This window comes from Marinobacterium sp. BA1, from assembly GCF_041155135.1.
Lineage (GTDB): Bacteria > Pseudomonadota > Gammaproteobacteria > Pseudomonadales > Balneatricaceae > Marinobacterium > Marinobacterium iners.
Map to the genome: position 1 here is coordinate 1,014,298 of NZ_BAAFHC010000001.1, position 18,181 is coordinate 1,032,478.

Annotated in this window: 20 protein-coding genes; 13 read left to right on the forward strand and 7 right to left on the reverse strand. The window is 55.8% G+C overall.

Annotation, left to right across the window (positions count from 1 at the left end; translation table 11 throughout):
- Nucleotides 1-18 precede the first annotated feature (18 nt).
- Nucleotides 19-405: a nucleoside diphosphate kinase regulator gene (rnk, locus tag ACAM29_RS04935; RefSeq protein ID WP_206834249.1), complete on the forward strand. Its 387-nt coding sequence runs from the start codon at nucleotides 19-21 to the stop codon at nucleotides 403-405.
- Nucleotides 406-501: 96 nt separating this feature from the next.
- Here the strand turns inward: rnk and paaK are convergent, their stop codons facing one another.
- Genes paaK through paaF form a run of 6 tightly spaced genes read right to left on the reverse strand, consistent with a single transcriptional unit; the run spans nucleotide 502 to nucleotide 6,632 of the window.
- On the reverse strand, nucleotides 502-1,812 hold the full coding sequence (paaK, locus tag ACAM29_RS04940) for a phenylacetate--CoA ligase PaaK (protein WP_091823946.1): 1,311 nt from the start codon (nucleotides 1,810-1,812) through the stop codon (nucleotides 502-504).
- Nucleotides 1,813-1,871: 59 nt separating this feature from the next.
- Entirely contained in the window at nucleotides 1,872-3,080 is a 1,209-nt protein-coding gene (pcaF, locus tag ACAM29_RS04945) for a 3-oxoadipyl-CoA thiolase (protein ID WP_206834248.1), read from the reverse strand.
- Nucleotides 3,081-3,091: 11 nt separating this feature from the next.
- Entirely contained in the window at nucleotides 3,092-3,547 is a 456-nt protein-coding gene (paaI, locus tag ACAM29_RS04950; RefSeq protein WP_091823952.1) for a hydroxyphenylacetyl-CoA thioesterase PaaI, read from the reverse strand.
- Nucleotides 3,544-5,049, reverse strand: coding sequence for a 3-hydroxyacyl-CoA dehydrogenase PaaH (gene paaH, locus ACAM29_RS04955; RefSeq protein ID WP_091823955.1), 1,506 nt, complete (start codon nucleotides 5,047-5,049; stop codon nucleotides 3,544-3,546). The genes paaI and paaH overlap by 4 nt, the downstream gene beginning before the upstream one ends.
- Nucleotides 5,050-5,052: 3 nt before the next feature.
- Nucleotides 5,053-5,844, reverse strand: coding sequence for a 2-(1,2-epoxy-1,2-dihydrophenyl)acetyl-CoA isomerase PaaG (gene paaG / locus ACAM29_RS04960; RefSeq protein WP_206834246.1), 792 nt, complete (start codon nucleotides 5,842-5,844; stop codon nucleotides 5,053-5,055).
- Nucleotides 5,845-5,849: 5 nt separating this feature from the next.
- Nucleotides 5,850-6,632: a 2,3-dehydroadipyl-CoA hydratase PaaF gene (gene paaF / locus ACAM29_RS04965; protein WP_091823960.1), complete on the reverse strand. Its 783-nt coding sequence runs from the start codon at nucleotides 6,630-6,632 to the stop codon at nucleotides 5,850-5,852.
- 403 nt (nucleotides 6,633-7,035) lie between these two features.
- On the opposite strand from paaF, the gene paaN reads away from it, so the two are divergent.
- From paaN to ACAM29_RS04990, 5 genes are all read left to right on the forward strand, one after another.
- On the forward strand, nucleotides 7,036-8,706 hold the full coding sequence (gene paaN / locus ACAM29_RS04970; RefSeq protein ID WP_369623410.1) for a phenylacetic acid degradation protein PaaN: 1,671 nt from the start codon (nucleotides 7,036-7,038) through the stop codon (nucleotides 8,704-8,706).
- An 11-nt stretch (nucleotides 8,707-8,717) separates the two neighbouring features.
- The gene (locus tag ACAM29_RS04975) at nucleotides 8,718-9,503 is read left to right on the forward strand and encodes an enoyl-CoA hydratase-related protein (protein WP_369623411.1); all 786 of its coding nucleotides are present in this window, start codon (nucleotides 8,718-8,720) and stop codon (nucleotides 9,501-9,503) included.
- A gap of 147 nt (nucleotides 9,504-9,650) precedes the next feature.
- Nucleotides 9,651-10,397: an SDR family oxidoreductase gene (locus ACAM29_RS04980; protein WP_206834240.1), complete on the forward strand. Its 747-nt coding sequence runs from the start codon at nucleotides 9,651-9,653 to the stop codon at nucleotides 10,395-10,397.
- 44 nt (nucleotides 10,398-10,441) lie between these two features.
- Nucleotides 10,442-11,107: an HAD-IA family hydrolase gene (locus ACAM29_RS04985; RefSeq protein WP_369623412.1), complete on the forward strand. Its 666-nt coding sequence runs from the start codon at nucleotides 10,442-10,444 to the stop codon at nucleotides 11,105-11,107.
- Between the two features lie 129 nt (nucleotides 11,108-11,236).
- A complete protein-coding gene (locus tag ACAM29_RS04990; RefSeq protein ID WP_369625119.1) occupies nucleotides 11,237-12,157 on the forward strand; it encodes a S49 family peptidase in 921 nt (306 codons plus the stop codon).
- Here ACAM29_RS04990 and ACAM29_RS04995 read toward each other — a convergent pair.
- Nucleotides 12,149-12,742 (reverse strand): nucleoside triphosphate pyrophosphatase, encoded by a 594-nt coding sequence (locus ACAM29_RS04995; RefSeq protein WP_369623413.1) that lies wholly within the window; start codon nucleotides 12,740-12,742, stop codon nucleotides 12,149-12,151. The genes ACAM29_RS04990 and ACAM29_RS04995 overlap by 9 nt on opposite strands.
- A gap of 120 nt (nucleotides 12,743-12,862) precedes the next feature.
- Here ACAM29_RS04995 and ACAM29_RS05000 point away from each other — a divergent pair, with 120 nt between their 5' ends.
- The 7 genes from ACAM29_RS05000 to fabF all read left to right on the forward strand — a co-directional run bounded on the left by ACAM29_RS05000 (nucleotide 12,863) and on the right by fabF (nucleotide 18,171).
- Nucleotides 12,863-13,387: a YceD family protein gene (locus tag ACAM29_RS05000; RefSeq protein WP_091823984.1), complete on the forward strand. Its 525-nt coding sequence runs from the start codon at nucleotides 12,863-12,865 to the stop codon at nucleotides 13,385-13,387.
- A 17-nt stretch (nucleotides 13,388-13,404) separates the two neighbouring features.
- Nucleotides 13,405-13,584 carry a 50S ribosomal protein L32 gene (gene rpmF / locus ACAM29_RS05005; RefSeq protein ID WP_091823987.1) on the forward strand — a complete coding sequence of 60 codons (180 nt, stop codon included), beginning with the start codon at nucleotides 13,405-13,407 and terminating at the stop codon, nucleotides 13,582-13,584.
- 2 nt (nucleotides 13,585-13,586) lie between these two features.
- A complete protein-coding gene (plsX, locus tag ACAM29_RS05010; protein ID WP_369623414.1) occupies nucleotides 13,587-14,630 on the forward strand; it encodes a phosphate acyltransferase PlsX in 1,044 nt (347 codons plus the stop codon).
- Nucleotides 14,631-14,723: 93 nt separating this feature from the next.
- Complete coding sequence (fabD, locus tag ACAM29_RS05015; protein ID WP_369623415.1) at nucleotides 14,724-15,653, forward strand: ACP S-malonyltransferase; 930 nt, start codon at nucleotides 14,724-14,726, stop codon at nucleotides 15,651-15,653.
- A gap of 25 nt (nucleotides 15,654-15,678) precedes the next feature.
- Complete coding sequence (fabG, locus tag ACAM29_RS05020) at nucleotides 15,679-16,422, forward strand: 3-oxoacyl-ACP reductase FabG (RefSeq protein ID WP_091823995.1); 744 nt, start codon at nucleotides 15,679-15,681, stop codon at nucleotides 16,420-16,422.
- Nucleotides 16,423-16,604: 182 nt separating this feature from the next.
- The gene (acpP, locus tag ACAM29_RS05025; RefSeq protein WP_010323864.1) at nucleotides 16,605-16,838 is read left to right on the forward strand and encodes an acyl carrier protein; all 234 of its coding nucleotides are present in this window, start codon (nucleotides 16,605-16,607) and stop codon (nucleotides 16,836-16,838) included.
- A 94-nt stretch (nucleotides 16,839-16,932) separates the two neighbouring features.
- Nucleotides 16,933-18,171 (forward strand): beta-ketoacyl-ACP synthase II, encoded by a 1,239-nt coding sequence (gene fabF / locus ACAM29_RS05030; RefSeq protein ID WP_369623416.1) that lies wholly within the window; start codon nucleotides 16,933-16,935, stop codon nucleotides 18,169-18,171.
- Nucleotides 18,172-18,181: the final 10 nt, after the last annotated feature.

The window sequence follows — 18,181 nt, forward strand, 5'->3', positions numbered from 1 at the left end:
ACAATGATGGAGTTGAAAATGGCTGAAATGCCCGGAATCAAGGTGTCCGAGAAGGACGTTGACCAACTGGAAGCCATGCTGGAGCGGAAAGAGCACCGGGACAATCCCGCACTGGATGGCTTGCGGACGGAGCTGGAGCGTGCCGACATTGTGCCGCTTGAACAGCTGCCGGATGATGTGGTGCGGATGAACTCCACCGTGACCTTCAAGGTGGAGGAAAGTGACAAAACATTCCAGCGTACGCTGTGCTACCCGCATCAGATGGCTGGCCGTGAAGACGGGATCTCAATTGTGGCGCCGATAGGGTCAGCGCTGCTGGGGCTGGAAGTGGGGCAGACCATCGACTGGCGCCTGCCGGATGGCAAACACAGCCACGTGCGTATTATCGAAGTCAGCCATGCATGAGTGCTGATGTGCGCCCTCCTGCAGCAGGCAGGCGTACGACGCAACAAAAAGGCCGGTCATCATGACCGGCCTTTTGCGTAATGGGACAAGCCCGATTCAGCCCTTGTTGCGCAGGTCAGACACGCGCTGTGCCTTGCCTTCGGAGCGGGCAATGGTACCCGGCTCACCAATGGTGATGCGGGTGCTGATGCCGATGTAGGACTTGATGTGGTGTGACAGCTCCTTGGTGACGGCATCCTTGTTGGCTGCAGTCGCTGCCGGAGTCAGCTCCACCTTCACTTCAACCATATCCAGATTGCCGTTCTTGGTGACAACGATCTCATAGTGAGGCGCCAGTGCTTCCACCTTGAGAATCTGCTCTTCGATCTGGGTCGGGAACACGTTCACCCCACGGATGATCAGCATGTCATCGGAACGACCGGTAATCTTGTCGATGCGACGCATGGAGCGAGCGGTGCCCGGCAGCAGGCGGGTCAGGTCACGGGTGCGGTAACGCACAACCGGCATCGCTTCCTTGGTCAGAGACGTGAACACCAATTCGCCGTATTCGCCATCCGGCAGCACTTCGCCGGTGTTCGGATCGATGATTTCCGGATAGAAGTGGTCTTCCCAGATGGTGGGACCGTCTTTGGTTTCGATACATTCCATCGCTACACCCGGTCCCATTACCTCGGACAGGCCGTAGATGTCGACCGCATCGATACCGGCACGCTCTTCGATGCTCTTGCGCATCTCGCCGGTCCAGGGCTCGGCGCCGAAGATACCGGTACGCAGACGGATCTTGCGAGGGTCTACGCCCTGGCGTTCCATCTCATCCAGAATGTTCAGGAAGTAGGACGGAGTCACCATGATCAGATCCGGCTCGAAATCCTGAATCAGCTGAACCTGCTTCTCGGTCTGGCCGCCTGACATCGGGATGACGGTGCAGCCCAGGCGCTCGGCACCGTAATGTGCGCCCAGACCACCGGTAAACAGGCCGTAACCATAGGCAACGTGAACCTTGTCACCGCGGTGGCCGCCAGCAGCGCGGATGGAGCGCGCAACCACGTTGGCCCAGGTGTCGATATCGTTCTGGGAATAACCCACTACGGTCGGCTTGCCGGTCGTACCGGAAGAGGCGTGGATACGCACTACGTCTTCCATCGGAATGGCGAACATGCCGTATGGATAGTTGTCGCGCAGATCCTGCTTGGTGGTGAACGGGAAGTGCTTCAGGTCTTCCAGAGACTTAAGCTCGTGCGGGTGCACACCCTTTTCATCACACTTCTGTTTGAAGTGGGGTACGTTGTTATAGGCGTGCGCCAGGCTCCAGCGCATACGGCGCAGCTGCAGAGAACGCAGTTCGTCGATGCTGGCTGTTTCGATTTCTTCAAGGGAACCGCGCATCATTGGCTGTTGATAGTTCATGCTTATTATTATCCCGTTGCTTGTAGGTTAATAATTATTAGATTCCTGAAGCCGCAGCATCAGACTCGTTCAATAATTGTTGCAATACCCTGGCCGACACCGATGCACATCATGCACAGTGCATAACGGCCACCGGTACGGTGCAGTTCGTACATGGCAGTTGTGATCAAGCGCGCACCACTCATGCCCAGCGGGTGTCCCAGAGAGATGGCACCACCATTCGGGTTTACATGGGCCGCATCATCCGGCAGGCCGAGATCGCGGGTGACGGCCAGTGCCTGAGCAGCAAACGCTTCGTTCAGCTCAATGACGTCCATATCTTCAATTTTGAGCCCGGCCTTGGCCAGAACCTTGCGTGCGGCCGGTGCCGGACCGAAGCCCATGATGCGTGGTTCAACACCAGCTGTCGCCATGGCGACAATGCGCGCTTTCGGTGTCAGGCCGTGGGCCTTGGCGGCTTCAGCGGAGGCGATCAGCAGGGCACAGGCACCATCATTGACGCCGGACGCGTTACCCGCCGTTACGGAACCGCCAGCTCTGAACGGTGCTTTTAGCCCCGCCAGGATTTCCATGGTGGTATCGGCACGGGGGTGCTCGTCAGTGTCAACGACCTTGGGGTCACCCTTACGCTGGGGAATGGTGACCGGCACGATCTCCTGGGACAGTTTGCCATTCTGTTGAGCAGTAGCGGTGCGCTGCTGGCTGCGGAAGGCAAAGGCGTCCTGATCCTCACGGCTTACATTGAAGTCGGCCGCAACGTTCTCGGCGGTTTCCGGCATGGAGTCCACGCCGTACTGAGATTTCATCAGCGGGTTGATGAAACGCCAGCCGATAGTGGTGTCATACAGACCATTCGGATTGCGGGTAAAAGCGGATTCGGCCTTACCCATCACAAAAGGTGCGCGGGACATGGACTCGACGCCGCCGGCGATCATCAGTTCACAGTCACCGGACTTGATGGAGCGGGCCGCAAGGCCAACTGCATCCATGCCGGAACCGCACAGACGGTTAACGGTCGTGCCTGGAACGCTCACCGGCAGGCCAGCCAGCAGAGAGGACATGCGTGCTACGTTGCGGTTGTCTTCACCGGCCTGGTTGGCACAACCGTAGATCACGTCATCCACCTGGCTCCAGTCAACATCCGGGTTACGCTGCATCAGCGCCTGCATCGGAATGGCGCCCAGGTCATCGGCGCGCACGCCGGCAAGAGCACCGGCATAACGACCGATCGGCGTGCGGATCGCATCACAGATAAAAGCGTCTTTCATTGGGTTTCTCCTCAGGCCGTGGTCTCGTCTTCCGGGATGACACTACCCTTGATCTGGTAGGACTTGCCGCGGAAGAAAGCCAGCTCTTCATTGTTCTGGTTATAGACAGTGATGTCATACACGCCGGTGCGTCCCTTGCGTTGACGCTCCTGTGCAACCGCGGTGAGACGATCACCGAGGAAGCCGGGAGCGACGTATTCAATGCTGCAACCGCTGGCAACCGTTACTTTATTGTAGCTGTTGCAGGAGTGGGCAAAGGCCGTGTCTGACAAGGCGAAAATAAAGCCGCCGTGACACATGCCGTGACCGTTCAGCATATCCTTGCGTACGGTCATGCTCAGACGGGCATAGCCGGGGCGAGTCTCGTCAATGCTGATCTCAAGTCCCTGTGCGGCATAGTCAGTGGTATGCATTGCTTCGCTGCAGGCAACGGCAAGTTGCTCCGGAGTCATGTTGTCAACGCTCATGCCTTACGTCCTCCTGCAACCTTTCGCAGCAGCAGGGGAGACGGACGATAGCGGTCTTCACCATAGCTGGCGCCAATGTTGCGCAGCACATTCAGAATGCGGCCCAGGCCTACTTCCGTTGCCCAGCTGATCGGCCCGCGCGGATAGTTGACACCACCCTGCATGGCGATATCGACCGCTTCCTCGTTGCATACCTGCTGATTGACGGCGTCGAAGCCTTCGTTGGCCAGCATGGCCAGGGTGCGCATCACGATCATACCCGGGATATCATCGATCACGCTGACCGCCTTGCCGGCCGCCTGGAACAGGCCGGTGGCCTGGCGTACGGCGTCGGCATCGGCCTGATCAGCCGGAGCCAGCGCAATGCGGGTTGAGGCCGCGTAATCTAGTGCCAGATCAAACTGAATCAGGTTGCGGTAGCCGGTCTCGGCGGCACGGACGGTGCTGAACTGGCCATTGGTCAGGACCAGTGTGGCATCACCGACGCGGATGCGGCCATCGCCTTCGGTGCGAATCACTTCAATACCGGCGGCTTCAAACTGAGCGACCAGCGGCTCGGCAACACCCAGCTCACCCTCGATGGTAACGCTGGCCGGCTTTTCAGCAGCTTCGGCCGTCTGAGGCTGAGGCTTGACCGCGCCTTCCCTGTAGTCGTAGAAGCCCTTGCCGCTCTTGCGGCCGAAGTGACCGGCATTGACCAGTTCAAGCTGAATCAGGGAGGGCAGGAAACGCTGGTCGTTGTAGTAGGCCGCGAACACGGAGGAGGTCACCGCATAGTTCACGTCATGGCCGATCAGGTCGGTCAGCTCGAACGGCCCCATACGGAAACCGCCGGCTTCACGAATGACCGCGTCGATGGTGGCGTTATCAGCACCGCCTTCCTGCGAGATACGGAAACCTTCTGCATAGAAGGGGCGCGCTACACGGTTAACGATAAAGCCCGGTGTAGACTTGGCATGAACCGGCTTCTTGCCCCAGCTGGCGGACAGGCTATAAATGGCATCGGCCACGTCCTGGCGTGTATCCAGACCGCTGATTACTTCCACCAGCTTCATGATCGGAGCCGGGTTGAAGAAATGCATGCCCACCAGGTTCTGCGGACGCTTCAGCGTGCTGCCTATGGCGGTTACGGAAATGGAGGAGGTGTTGGTGGCCAGTACCGTGCTTTCGGAACAGATCTCTTCCAGCTGTCCGAATACGCTCTGCTTCACGTCAAGCCGCTCGACAATGGCTTCAATCACCAATGCGGCGGGAGCCATCTCTTCAAGCGAGGCGATGGGAGCGATGCGTGCAACCAGCGCTTCAACCGCTTCTGCCGTCATCTTGCCGCGCTCGACCAGCTTCTGCAGCCCCTTGGCAACGCCGTCACGACCGCGAGCGGCTGCGCCTTCAGCGGCATCAAACAGCAATACCGGGTGACCGGCCTGAGCCGCTACCTGAGCGATACCGGCACCCATGGTACCTGCACCAATTACACCAATAACGGAATTAGTATCAAACATGGATCACTTGCCTTTGAAGTCGGGCTGACGTTTTTCCATGAACGCTTTGACGCCTTCACGGTAGTCTTCGGTGCGACCGGCCAAAGTCTGCAGGTCACGTTCAAGATCCAGCTGCTCATCGAAGCTGTTGTCCCAGCTGGACTGAATGGCACGCTTGATCAGAGCCAGACCCTTGGTTGGCTGAGTCGCCAGACGCTTGGCCATGGAGAGTGCTTCATCCTTCAGCTGCTCGTCATCGATCACCTGCCAGATCATGCCCCAGCTCTGAGCCTGTTCGGCACTGATTTTGTCACCCAACATGGACAGGGCCATGGCGCGGGCGTGGCCGACCAGACGCGGCAGCGTCCAGGTGCCGCCGGAGTCCGGCACGAGACCAATCTTGCAAAATGCTTGAATGAAGGAGGCGGAGCGCGCTGCCAGTACGATGTCGCAGGCAAAGGCGATGTTGGCACCCGCGCCGGCGGCAACGCCGTTTACGGCACAGATAACCGGCATTTCGAGGCCCTGCAGGGTCCGGATCAGTGGGTTGTAGTTTTTCTCGATGGACTCGCCCAGATTCGGCATCTCGGCATTGGGATCCACGTTACGATCGCTCAGGTCCTGGCCGGCGCAGAAACCGCGACCATTACCGGTGATCAGCAGGCAGCGGACACTGCCATCTTTCTTCACCTGCTTCAGCGCATCGCGAACTTCGCCATGCATCTGAGTGTTGAAACTGTTCATCCGATCAGGACGGTTCAGGGTCAGTACTGCAACCCCTTCGGTAATTTCAAATTCGATGGTTTCGTATGCCATGGCGGTTATTTTCCTGTGAAGTTCGGTTTACGTTTTTCCATGAACGCAGCGATGCCTTCATTGCGGTCTTCAGTGGCGGCGAGCAGGGTGAACGCCTTGCGCTCAAGGCTCAGGCCGCTGTCCAAAGTGGTATCGTATGCCTTGAGCAAAACTTCCTTGGCCTGGCGTACGGCAATGGGCGGCTTGGTTGCGATCTTGCGCGCCAGTTCAGTTGCACGCTCCAGTGAACGCTCCGGAATGGTAACTTCGCTGATCAATCCGAAGTCCCGAGCCTGCTGGGCAGAAATGAATTCGCCGGACAGCACCAGCTGCATCGCCATCGATTTGCCGACGGTGCGAATCAGGCGCTGTGTACCCCCGGCGCCGGGAATAATACCAAGATTGATTTCCGGCTGGCCAAACTGGGCATTGTCACCGGCAATCACGATGTCGGCATGCATCACCAGTTCGCAGCCGCCACCCAATGCAAAACCGTTTACGGCGGCGATCAGGGGCTTGGGGAATTGGGCAATACGACGCCAGTGCAGAACGCGCGGATCGTTAAGTACGCCCACAGCGTCAAGTGCCGCCATTTCCTTGATGTCAGCCCCGGCGGCAAAGACCTTTTCGTTGCCAGTGATGACAACAGCGCGGACACTGTCATTGTCACTGCACTGCTGGAGTACGTCCGCCAGCTCGCTGAGCAGCTGGGTACGCAGCGCGTTGTAGGCTTCCGGACGGTTGAGGGTGATGGTCAGAACACCATCAACGACCTCAGAAACAAGGATGTCCTGATACTCGTGTTGCATAGAATTACCGTCATCTGTGTTTTGTTATTTTACGCATCCGGTAAAGCGGCTAAGCTTGTGGATGCGTCCGCCGTATTGGCAACAATCATGGGGCCTGCAGCTTGCACATATATAAGTTGTAGTAATCCGGCAAAGCGGCCCGACAGTTGGCGCAAGGTTAACCTAAAATTGAAAAGAGATACAATATTTAGCACCTATATTGTTCTTTTCGTATCACAATCTTTGTTGTATCGTGTTGGATCATAACGACTACTATAGTCACGATCGCGCGCAGATGCTGCTATCACCTGCAGTAATGCTTCTGATCTTTGCGTGCAGCAATGCTGTCAACGTATGCAGAATACATAACCAGAATAAGCCTGCGCCGTAACAGATCCGGCGTTCAGCACAATGGGAGACCCTGATGAGCGACAATCTTTTTGCCAAGCATAAAGCGACTTTGGATGGCGCACTGAAAGCGATTCATAGCCGCGATTACTTCAGCCCCTGGTCTGAAAACCCGAGCCCTCGCGCCTACGGTGAAACCGCTGCTGAAGACGGAGAGGCGGCGTTCAAGGCTCATCTGAACCAGCCGTTCGAGCTGGATATGCCGGGTATCAGCGGTCGCACCGGTGCCGAAGTGTCCCCTTACGGCATCGAGATGAACATTCAGTACCCGACCGTGGATATGGACAAGCTGCTGCCGGCGATGGAAGAAGCGCGGAAAGCCTGGCGTGACGCCGGTGTTGAAGGGCGTACTGGTATCTGTCTTGAGATTCTGGATCGTCTGAACAAGCGCAGCTTCGAGATCGCCCATGCGGTGATGCATACATCCGGTCAAGGGTTCATGATGGCGTTCCAGGCCGGTGGCCCGCACGCCCAGGACCGCGGCCTTGAGGCCGTTGCCTATGGTTATGAAACCATGGCCAGCGTGCCGACTCAGGCGACCTGGACCAAGCCGCAGGGCAAACATGACCCGCTGGTAATGGAGAAGAAGTTCACTGTCTGTGGCCGTGGTGTTGCGCTGGTGATCGGTTGCTCCACTTTCCCGACCTGGAATACATACCCGGGCCTGTTTGCGTCTCTCGTGACCGGTAACCCGGTAGTGGTCAAGGCGCATCCGGCTGCTGTACTACCGGCGGCGATCAGCGTTAAGGTTGCGCAGGAAGTGCTGAAAGAGCAGGGACTGCCACCGCATATCGTGTCTCTGTTTGTTGATGCCGATGCTGCCAAGCCGGAAACCATGACCCTGGCTCAGCGTCCGGAAGTGAAGCTGATCGACTTTACCGGCAACACCGCGTTTGGTGACTGGTTGGAACAGAACTGCCCGCAGGCACAGGTATATACCGAGAAGGCCGGTGCCAACACTATCGTCATCGACTCTACCGATGACTTCAAAGGCATGGTGCGTAACCTGGCGTTCACTCTGAGCCTGTATTCCGGTCAGATGTGTACCACCACTCAGGACATTTTTGTGCCGAAAGACGGTATCGATACCGATCTTGGTCACAAAAGCTTTGATGAAGTGGCGGAAGCGCTTGCAACCGGCGTAACCAAGTTCCTGTCTGATCCTGACCGTGCCGCCATGGTGCTGGGCGCCATTCAGTCCGAAGCCACTGACAAACGTATTGATGACAGCAAGTCATTGGGTATAGTGGTGCGCGACTCCGAGCGCCTGACACATCCGCAATTCGAGAATGCGCGTGTACGCAGCCCGCTGATCATGACTATCGATGCCGCCAAGGAAGATGTCTGGGGGCAGGAGCTGTTTGGTCCGATCAGCTTTATCGTGCGCAGTGACAGCCGTGACCACAGCATTGAGTTGGCACGTGACATCGTGAAGAAGCATGGCGCCATCACCATGGGTTGCTACAGTAGTGATGATGCTCAGCTTGAGAAGATTGAAGAAGCGGCGCTGGATGCCTGTGTGGCACTGAGTGTCAACCTGACCGGCGGTGTATTCGTCAACCAGAGTGCGGCATTCAGTGACTTCCATGCGACTGGTGGCAACCCGGCTGCCAATGCTAGCCTGACAGACTACGCGTTTGTGTCCAACCGCTTCCGCTTCGTGCAGAGCCGTCGTCATCCGAAGTAAAAGGTATGATCATGGAATTTGAAACAGTTCTGGTGGAGGTGCGTGATGGTGTCGGTATCGTCACGCTGAACCGCCCAAAGGCGTTGAACGCGCTGAACCTGCAATTGACCTCTGAGCTGGGGCAAGCGATTGATGCTCTGGAAGCGGATGACAATGTTCGCTGCATCATGCTGACCGGTGGTGAGCAGGTGTTTGCGGCTGGTGCCGATATCAAGGAGATGAAAGAGCACAGCTTCGCCTCCCTGTATGCGCTGAACTTTCCCTACGTGAAGCGTGACGGCTGGCGTGCCATTGATGAAGCGCGCAAGCCGGTGATCGCGGCCGTGGCAGGTTTTGCACTCGGTGGTGGCTGCGAGATGGCCATGGCCTGTGACTTCATCATTGCCGCTGAAACCGCCAAGTTTGGCCAGCCCGAGATCGGCATCGGCACCATGCCCGGTGCCGGTGGTACTCAGCGACTGACTAAGGCGGTGGGCAAAGCCAAGGCGATGGAGATGTGTCTCACCGGCCGCATGATGGATGTTGAAGAAGCCGAACGCAGTGGTCTGGTGTCGCGTATCGTTCCGGCGGAAGAGCTGCTCGAAACTGCATTTAAGACGGCGCGCAAGATTGCTTCCAACTCGGCTCCGGCCGTGGCTATGATCAAGCAGGCTGTCAATATGGCTGTGGATGCTCATTTGGCGGATGGACTCCGTCATGAGCGCCATGCCTTCCAGTCCACCTTTGCTTTTGAAGACTGCTCAGAAGGCATGAATGCCTTTGCTGAAAAGCGCAAGCCTGAATTCAAGCATCGTTGATCGGCTGATTTGACCCATCAAAAAACCGCTGTCGCTTGCGTCAGCGGTTTTTTCGTTGAAGAGAGGCTGTGGACGTGTCCTGAGGCATGGGTCAAAATAGGTTTTGTTACTGATATTGAAATACGTTTAATTTAAATGGGTAAGCGAATGACTTTCAAAGGAAAGCGTGCCTGGGTAACCGGTGCGAGCTCGGGTATTGGTCAAGCGGTAGCGCGTGCTTTGGCGGTCGAGGGTGCTGAGGTGGTGCTCTCGGCCCGCCGCGCTGATCGCCTGCAGTCGCTGGCGCAGGAGCTGAGCCAACAGGGCGCCCAGGTACGTGTAGAACCGGTCGACGTATCCGACCGCGCTGCCATGGAGTCGCTTGGCCTGCGTCTGGCTGAGGGCGGCGGTATCGATATCCTGATCAACAACGCCGGCACCATGCCGATCAGTCCAATCATTAACGGTCGTGTTGATGAGTGGGAACGCATGATCGATGTGAACATCAAGGGCGTACTTTATGCGATCAATGCCGTGTATTCAGGCATGGCGGAACGCAAGCGGGGTCATATTGTCAATGTCAGTTCGATTGCTGCGCGTACGACCTACCCCAGTGCAGGTGTTTATGCCGGCACCAAGCATGCGGTCAGAGCTATTTCCGAGACCCTGCGAAAGGAGTCGATCCGCTTTGGTGTGCGTGTAACCGATATACAGCCGGGCTCGGTTGACACCGAACTGCCAGACAGCATTGGTCATGACAAGATTCGTGGCATCGTCAAAAGCAACATGTACGGTAACGACTCGGCCATGCTTAAGCCCGAGGATATCGCCAACGGTATTATGTATGCCCTGTCGCAGCCCGAACATGTGGATGTGGGTGAATTGCTGATCTGGCCAACACGGCAGGAAAACTGAGGCATGGAAAGGCACACTGTAGTGTGATTTTTAAGGAGTTTGGCTTGTATAAGCTGCTGATTTTTGACTGGGACGGTACCATAATCGACTCGACCGGACGCATCGTCTCCAGCATTCGTGCTGCGGCACGAGATCTTGAGCTGCCACTGCCGACGGAAGAGGCATCGCGCGATATCATCGGGCTGGGTTTGCCTGAGGCGCTCAGAATACTGTTTCCGGCCTCGGGTGATGAGGTTATTGAGCCTATGACCCGGCAATATGCCCACTATTATCTGGGTGTGGATGAAACACCGACTGCGCTGTTTCCCGGAGTGCAGCATACGCTTGAAAGCCTTCACCGCAAGGGATATCGGCTAGCGGTTGCAACCGGCAAAAGCCGTCGCGGGCTTGAACACGTGCTTGCCGAAACGGGCTTGGGCTGGGTGTTTGAGTTGTCGCGCTGCGCGGATGAAACCACGTCCAAGCCAGATCCGCACATGCTGCACGAGATTCTTGAGCAGACGGGTGTGGAGCGGCACGAAGCATTGATGATCGGTGATACGGAATACGATCTTGAGATGGGCAGCCGTGCCGGAATCGATACGGTTGCGGTCAGCTATGGTGCTCATCATATTGACCGCCTCAAAGTGCTCAAGCCAGTCAGGGAAGTGCACCACTTCCCTGAATTGGAGCAGTGGCTTGATGGTGAGCGCAACAAACTTATCAGTTGAGGGATTAATGTGAGCGATAATCATTGGGGTGAACCGGAAGAAGTGGGCCGGTCACAGGATACGGAATCATCAAAAACACCAACGGATGCAAGGGAAAAGGATCGCCCGAGTACACAGCGTGAGTGGCGCCTGATTGAAAAAGTCGTTAACAGTCTGAATGTAGAACATAGGCGTGCGCGCCGCTGGGGTATTTTCTTCAAGCTGCTTACATTTTCATATCTGTTTGCGCTGTTGTGGCTGTTCTGGTCAGGAAGTAACTTCAATGCGGAGGATGTGGTGCCTCAGGCACATACCGCCGTGGTTGAGGTGTCGGGGCCAATCATGGATGGAGAAGAAGCCAGTGCTGATGCCATCATTACCGCGCTGCGTAATGCTTTCAAAGCGGACCGCAGTCATGCCGTGGTGATGCGGATCAACAGCCCCGGTGGTAGTCCGGTGCAGTCCGGATATGTCTATGACGAGATCAAGCGCCTGCGTGAGCTGTATCCACAGAAAAAACTTTACGCGGTAATCACGGATATTGGTGCATCAGGCGCCTATTACATGGCCGCTGCGGCCGATGAGATATATGCCGACAAGGCAAGCCTGGTCGGTTCAATTGGTGTGATCTCATCCAGCTTCGGCTTTGTAGACCTGATTGAGAAGATCGGTGTTGAGCGTCGCACATTGACCGCCGGTGAGAACAAGGCGTTCCTCGATCCTTTCAGTCCTCTCAAGGATGAGGATCGTGAGTTTTGGCAAACGGTACTGGAAACCACACATCAGCAGTTTATCCGCGAGGTGAAGAATGGGCGTGGTGATCGGTTGAAGGGTGGCGATGAATTGTTTTCGGGGTTGATTTGGACGGGAGAACAAGCGCTTGATCTGGGCTTGATTGACGGACTTGGCAGTACTTCCATGGTGGCACGTGAAGTCGTCGGGGTCGAAAAGCTGGTTGATTATACCGCACGGCCTCAGCCGCTGGATCGTATTATCGAGCGGCTGGGTATTGGGGTCGCCAAGCAGTTGTCGCTGGAGCTCGGACTGAGTTCTGAGCAAGTGCTACGCTGAAATCTGGAAGAGGTTGATCCCTTCCTGCTCAAGCATTCGGACCAGCTCGATCAATGGCAGTCCAATCAGGGCGTTGGGGTCATCCCCTTCGAGGCGCTCAAAGAGTACAATGCCGGCAGCTTCCGACTTGAAGCTGCCGGCACAGTTATAAGGCTGCTCATACTGCAGATATCCCTCGATCAGTTGATTGCTGAGCGGGCGGAAATGCACATGATAGGGTATGACCGCCAGTTGATGTTGCCCGGTGGCGGTATTCAGCAGGCAAAGGCCGGTTAAAAAGGTCAATGTGCGACCTGATGCATCTTTTAGTTGCTGTCGGGCACGCTCGTGAGTGCCGGGCTTGCCGATGATCTGATCATCCAGTACTGCAACCTGATCGGATCCGATGATCAGTGCGTTCTTGAAGGTGGGTGCCACCGCCTTGGCTTTTTCCAGTGCCAGGCGGGCGACCAGATCTGCAGGCGCTTCTGTTGGTATTGGGGTTTCATCAATATCGGGGTGCTTGGTGCGGTAGGGCAGGCCAAGCTTGTCGAGTACCTGGCGGCGCCAGGGTGAGCTGGACGCTAGAACAAGGTTGGGCAACATGGGATATCCTTACACGGCTGCGAATTAAAACCTGTCGTGTCCATGTTAACCCTAAAATTAATCTCTGAAACCCCTATTTTCTTTGACAGGACGGGGTTCTGACCATAGAATTGCGCGCTTATGTCGTACGGTCCATTACCGAAGAAAGTTGACCCTCGCAAACTGGCAGAGCGGGAAGCCGAATTCAAAGGCACAGCCAATATAGCTGATATGCCCCGATTGGCTTCCTGTCTTGTGGATAGTGAAGGTACCGTTGAGGTCCAGATCCGGTTTGCCAAGGATGAACAGCGCTTGCGGGTTATCAGTGGCGAAGCGCATGGCAAGGTCCGTATGACTTGTCAGCGTTGTCTTGAGCCCGTCAGTGTCGAGATTGATGCATCGCTCAATCTTGCCGTGACACTGACAGACGAGCAGGCACAGAATCTGCCCCGTTGCTATGATCCTTTGATCATGGAAACGGACGAGATTGAACTGCTGCCAATCATCGAGGATGAGTTGATGCTGAGCCTGCCGCTCGTGCCTTTTCACGATGATTGCAGTATTCAGACCTCGTTCGGTGACGCAGAGACGGCCCGGACGCAGGAAGAAAAACCAAACCCTTTCAGTGTATTGGCCCAGCTTAAAGAAAAGGCCGATAAGAGTTAAACCAGGAGCTATATACCATGGCAGTACAGCAGAACAAAAAGTCTCGTTCAAAGCGCGATATGCGTCGCTCACACGATGCACTGAGCGGCCCGACTCTGGCTGTAGACGCAACTACCGGTGAAGTACACCGTCGTCACCACGTCAGCGCTGACGGCTTTTACCGTGGTCGTCAGGTCATCGCCCAGGGCGACGAGTAAGCTTGACGGCTGGATATTGCATCGCGGTTGATGCAATGGGCGGGGACTTTGGTCCCCGCGTTACCGTTCCTGCTGCCATTGATGCCTTGCGGCGTCACCCCTCCCTCCGGATTCTTCTGGTTGGCCGGCAGGAGCAGATAGACCCTCTTTTGTCACACTGCACTTCCATTGAATTAGATCGTCTTGCTATCGTTCATGCCGATTCTGTTGTTGCCATGGATGAAAAGCCCGCACTTGCGCTGCGTCGTCGCAAGGACTCTTCCATGTACCTTGCTCTACAGGCCGTTGCTGATGGTCGTGCCCATGCCTGTGTCAGTGCCGGAAATACGGGGGCACTGATGGTGCTGGGGCGCGGTATTTTGCAGACCTTGCCAGGGATTGATCGACCGGCCATCACTTCGGCTGTTCCGACCGTGAATGGTCACTGCTATATGTTGGATCTTGGTGCCAATGTGGATTGTACCGCCAGCCACCTGCTGCAGTTTGCCATCATGGGATCTGTTATGGTCAGGGCGGTGGAAAATATCGACCGTCCACGTGTTGGGTTGCTCAATATTGGTGCTGAAGAGATCAAGGGTAATGAGCAGGTGAGGCTGGCCTCGCGCCTGCTGGCAGAGCAAAAGCAACTCAACTACGTTGGCTTTGTTGAAGGTGATGGGGTTTTTTCAGGTCAAGCGGATTTGGTGGTGTGTGACGGTTTTGTTGGCAATATTGCGCTCAAGAGCAGCGAGGGGCTGGCAAGATTGATCAGTCGCAAGCTGCGGCGCAGTTTTGGTCTTAATCTCTATCGTCGTCTGTTGGCATTGTTGGCTCGGCCTGTGTTGCAGGAGTTGCAGGCTCAGCTGGATCCCGGTCGCCGTAATGGTGCAAGCCTGCTTGGGCTGCAGGGGATTGTGGTCAAGAGTCACGGTGGTGCCAATCGCAGCTGTTTTGGCTACGCGCTTGATCAGGCGGTCTCAGAAGCACAAATGAATGTGCCGGAGCGTATCAGTGAGCAGCTTGAGCTCGATCTGCAAAGCCGTGACGGTAGTGCCAAAACGTTCTAATTACGCCCGAATGTTGTACACTTACCCCCTTTGAGCGTCCTTCTGCAGCAGCATTGAAGGGCGAAGTCACTCGTGTGCAGAAATGGGGAAGCCATGTCTCAATCGCTTGCTTTCGTTTTTCCCGGTCAGGGGTCTCAGCAGCTGGGTATGTTGTCTGAGCTGGCTGCGGATCATCCGGTTATTCAGGAAACCTTCGCAGAGGCCTCGCAGGCGCTGGGTTTTGATCTGTGGGATATGACCCAGAATGGCCCGGAGGAAGCGCTTAACAGTACCGAGAACACGCAACCTGCGCTGTTAACCGCAGGTGTTGCTCTATGGCGTCTGTGGCAGCAGCGTGGTGGTGCTAATCCGACTGTCATGGCAGGTCATAGTCTGGGTGAGTACACAGCGCTGGTATGTGCCGGAGCCATGAGTCTTGCTGATGGTGTTCGCCTGGTCAAGCTGCGCGGGGAATATATGCAGCAGGCCGTGCCGGCTGGTACCGGTGCCATGGCTGCTATTCTGGGGCTTGATGACGACGCCATAGCGACAGCCTGTGAATCGTCTGCAAAGGGTGCCGTGGTATCTCCCGTGAACTACAATTGCCCGGGGCAGGTTGTCATTGCCGGCGAAAAAGCGGCTGTTGAGCGAGCTATTGAAGCATGCAAGGCTGCCGGAGCCAAACGGGCCATTCCGTTGCCTGTCAGCGTACCTTCTCACTGTGCGCTCATGCGCCCTGCGGCAGATCAGATGGCACAAGCGATGAGTGCGATTGAGTTGCAGATGCCACATATTCCTGTGGTGCAGAATGTCAGTGCTGACGTGCCTGATGATCTTGATAGCCTCAAAAATAACCTGTTGCAGCAGCTCTACAGCCCGGTGTTGTGGACAGCCTCGGTGCAGAAAATGGCCGCCGATGGCGTTGAAACACTCATAGAGTGCGGCCCCGGCAAGGTTTTGACGGGCTTGAACAAGAAGATTGATCGTGCTCTTGTGGGGGTGTCGATCAGTGATCCGGCAGGCCTGGAAAAGGCGCTGGGCTGAGTATTCAGATGATTGGGAAGGCAGAATGAGTATTGAAGGAAAAGTGGCGCTGGTGACGGGCGCAACCCGGGGTATTGGCAAGGCGATAGCAATCAACCTGGCGTCACAGGGCGCGGTGGTGATTGGTACCGCAACCAGTGAGAAGGGGGCGGATGCAATCAGTGCCTATCTGACTGAGGTGGGTAACAAGGGTTGTGGCATGGTGCTGGATGTGGCGGACGCCGCATCAGTTGATGCTGTGCTGAAGCAGATTCAGGCCGACTTTGGCACCATCGAGATTCTGGTGAACAATGCTGGCATTACGCGCGACAATATTCTCATGCGAATGAAAGATGATGAGTGGGATTCGGTTCTGAATACCAATTTGACGTCTGTCTATCGTCTGGTTAAAGGTTGCCTGCGTGGCATGACCAAGGCGCGCTGGGGACGCATTATCAGCGTCAGCTCAGTGGTTGCGTCCATGGGTAATGCCGGGCAGGCCAACTATGCGGCCGCCAAGTCGGGCATGGAGGGCTTTACGCGTGCGCTGGCCCGTGAGGTTGGTTCTCGCAATATTGCGGTCAATTGCGTCGCTCCGGGGTTCATCGACACTGATATGACGGCAGGCCTGGCTGATGAGCACAAACAGAACCTGCAGTCACAGATTCCGATGAGCCGCCTTGGGCAGCCTGAAGAAGTGGCCGCTGTTGTGGGCTTCCTTGCGGGTGATGGCGGAGCCTATGTCACCGGTGATACCATTCACGTGAATGGCGGAATGTACATGTCCTGATCAGGGACAAAGGCGGACATCACAAAAATTTGTTTTTTCCGCCGATTTGTTGATAATTGGCCGTCAGCTGACGGTAAATAAAATTCAGACCGTCACGCTTGTTGCCAGAGCGTAATGGGTTTTCTAAAATTCCATGTCGCATCCTGCGATGTGATGGTGTTGAGAAGAAAATAGGAAGAGATATGAGTAACATTGAAGAGCGCGTAAAGAAGATCATCGCTGAACAGCTGGGCGTTAAAGAAGAAGAAGTTGTTAACTCTGCTTCCTTCGTTGAAGATCTGGGTGCCGACTCCCTGGATACTGTTGAGCTGGTAATGGCGCTGGAAGAGGAATTCGAGACTGAAATTCCTGATGAAGAAGCTGAAAAGATCACGACTGTTCAGCTGGCGATCGATTACATCAACGCTCATCAGTAATCAATCCCGACCGAATTAGCCGAAAAGCCGCATCTATATGCGAATATAGTGCGGCTTTTCTTTTGTACAGGCCTTCTTTGGCTGGAGGAGTAGGATGTCTCGCAGAAAAGTTGTTGTGACCGGTATCGGTCTGCTGACACCCGTAGGCAGTGCCGTTAAGGACACCTGGAGCAATATCCTGGCCGGTAAAAGCGGTGTGGCACCCATCGATTTTTTTGACGCTTCCCAATTCGCAACTCGCTTTTCTGCATCGGTCAGGAATTTTGATCTTGAGCCTTACATGAGCCCCAAAGAGGGGCGCAAGATGGATCTGTTTATTCAGTACGGAATGGTCGCTGCAGCCCAGGCCATCGACGATTCCGGTATTGAAGCCAGTGAAGCCAATTCTCACCGTATTGGTTGTGCCATTGGCTCCGGCATCGGTGGCTTACCGATGATCGAGAAAACCCATGATATTCTTAACGGCAGCGGTCCCCGCCGGGTATCGCCGTTTTTTGTGCCGGGCAGTATCATCAATATGATTTCAGGCAATGTGGCGATCAAACATGGCTTCCGTGGGCCTAATATTGCGATCACTACTGCCTGTACCACAGGTACCCATAACATTGGTCATGCCATGCGCATGATCCAGTATGGTGATGCTGATGTGATGGTGGCTGGTGGTGCCGAAATGGCCACAACCCCGTTGGGGCTGGCCGGCTTCTCGGCTGCTCGTGCTCTGTCGACCCGTAATGATGCTCCTCAGGCAGCCAGTCGTCCGTGGGATCGTGATCGTGACGGCTTTGTGCTTGGTGATGGTGCCGGTGTTCTGGTATTGGAAGAGTATGAACATGCCAAGGCGCGTGGCGCAAATATCTACTGTGAGCTGTCAGGCTTTGGCATGAGTGATGATGCGTTCCATATGACGGCTCCGCCGGAGGATGGGGCAGGTGCGGCTCTGGCGATGCAGAATGCGATCAATGATGCAGCCATCAGTCCGGATATGATTCACTATATCAACGCTCATGGCACCTCCACTCCGGCTGGTGATATCGCTGAGTCCAATGCCGCAAAACGTGTACTGGGCAGTGCGGCAGAACAGGTACGCATGAGCTCCACCAAATCGATGATCGGTCATCTGTTGGGCGCGGCGGGTGCTGTCGAGGCGGCGTTTTGTGTTCTGGCTCTGCGTGATCAGGTTGCACCGCCCACGATCAATCTGGATAATCCATCCGAAGGATGCGATCTGAACTACGTTCCGCATGAAGCTCAGAGCTGTCGTATTGATGCAGCCATGTCGAACTCGTTCGGCTTTGGTGGCACCAACGGTACCTTGATCTTCAATCGGCTTTAAGAGGACGGGA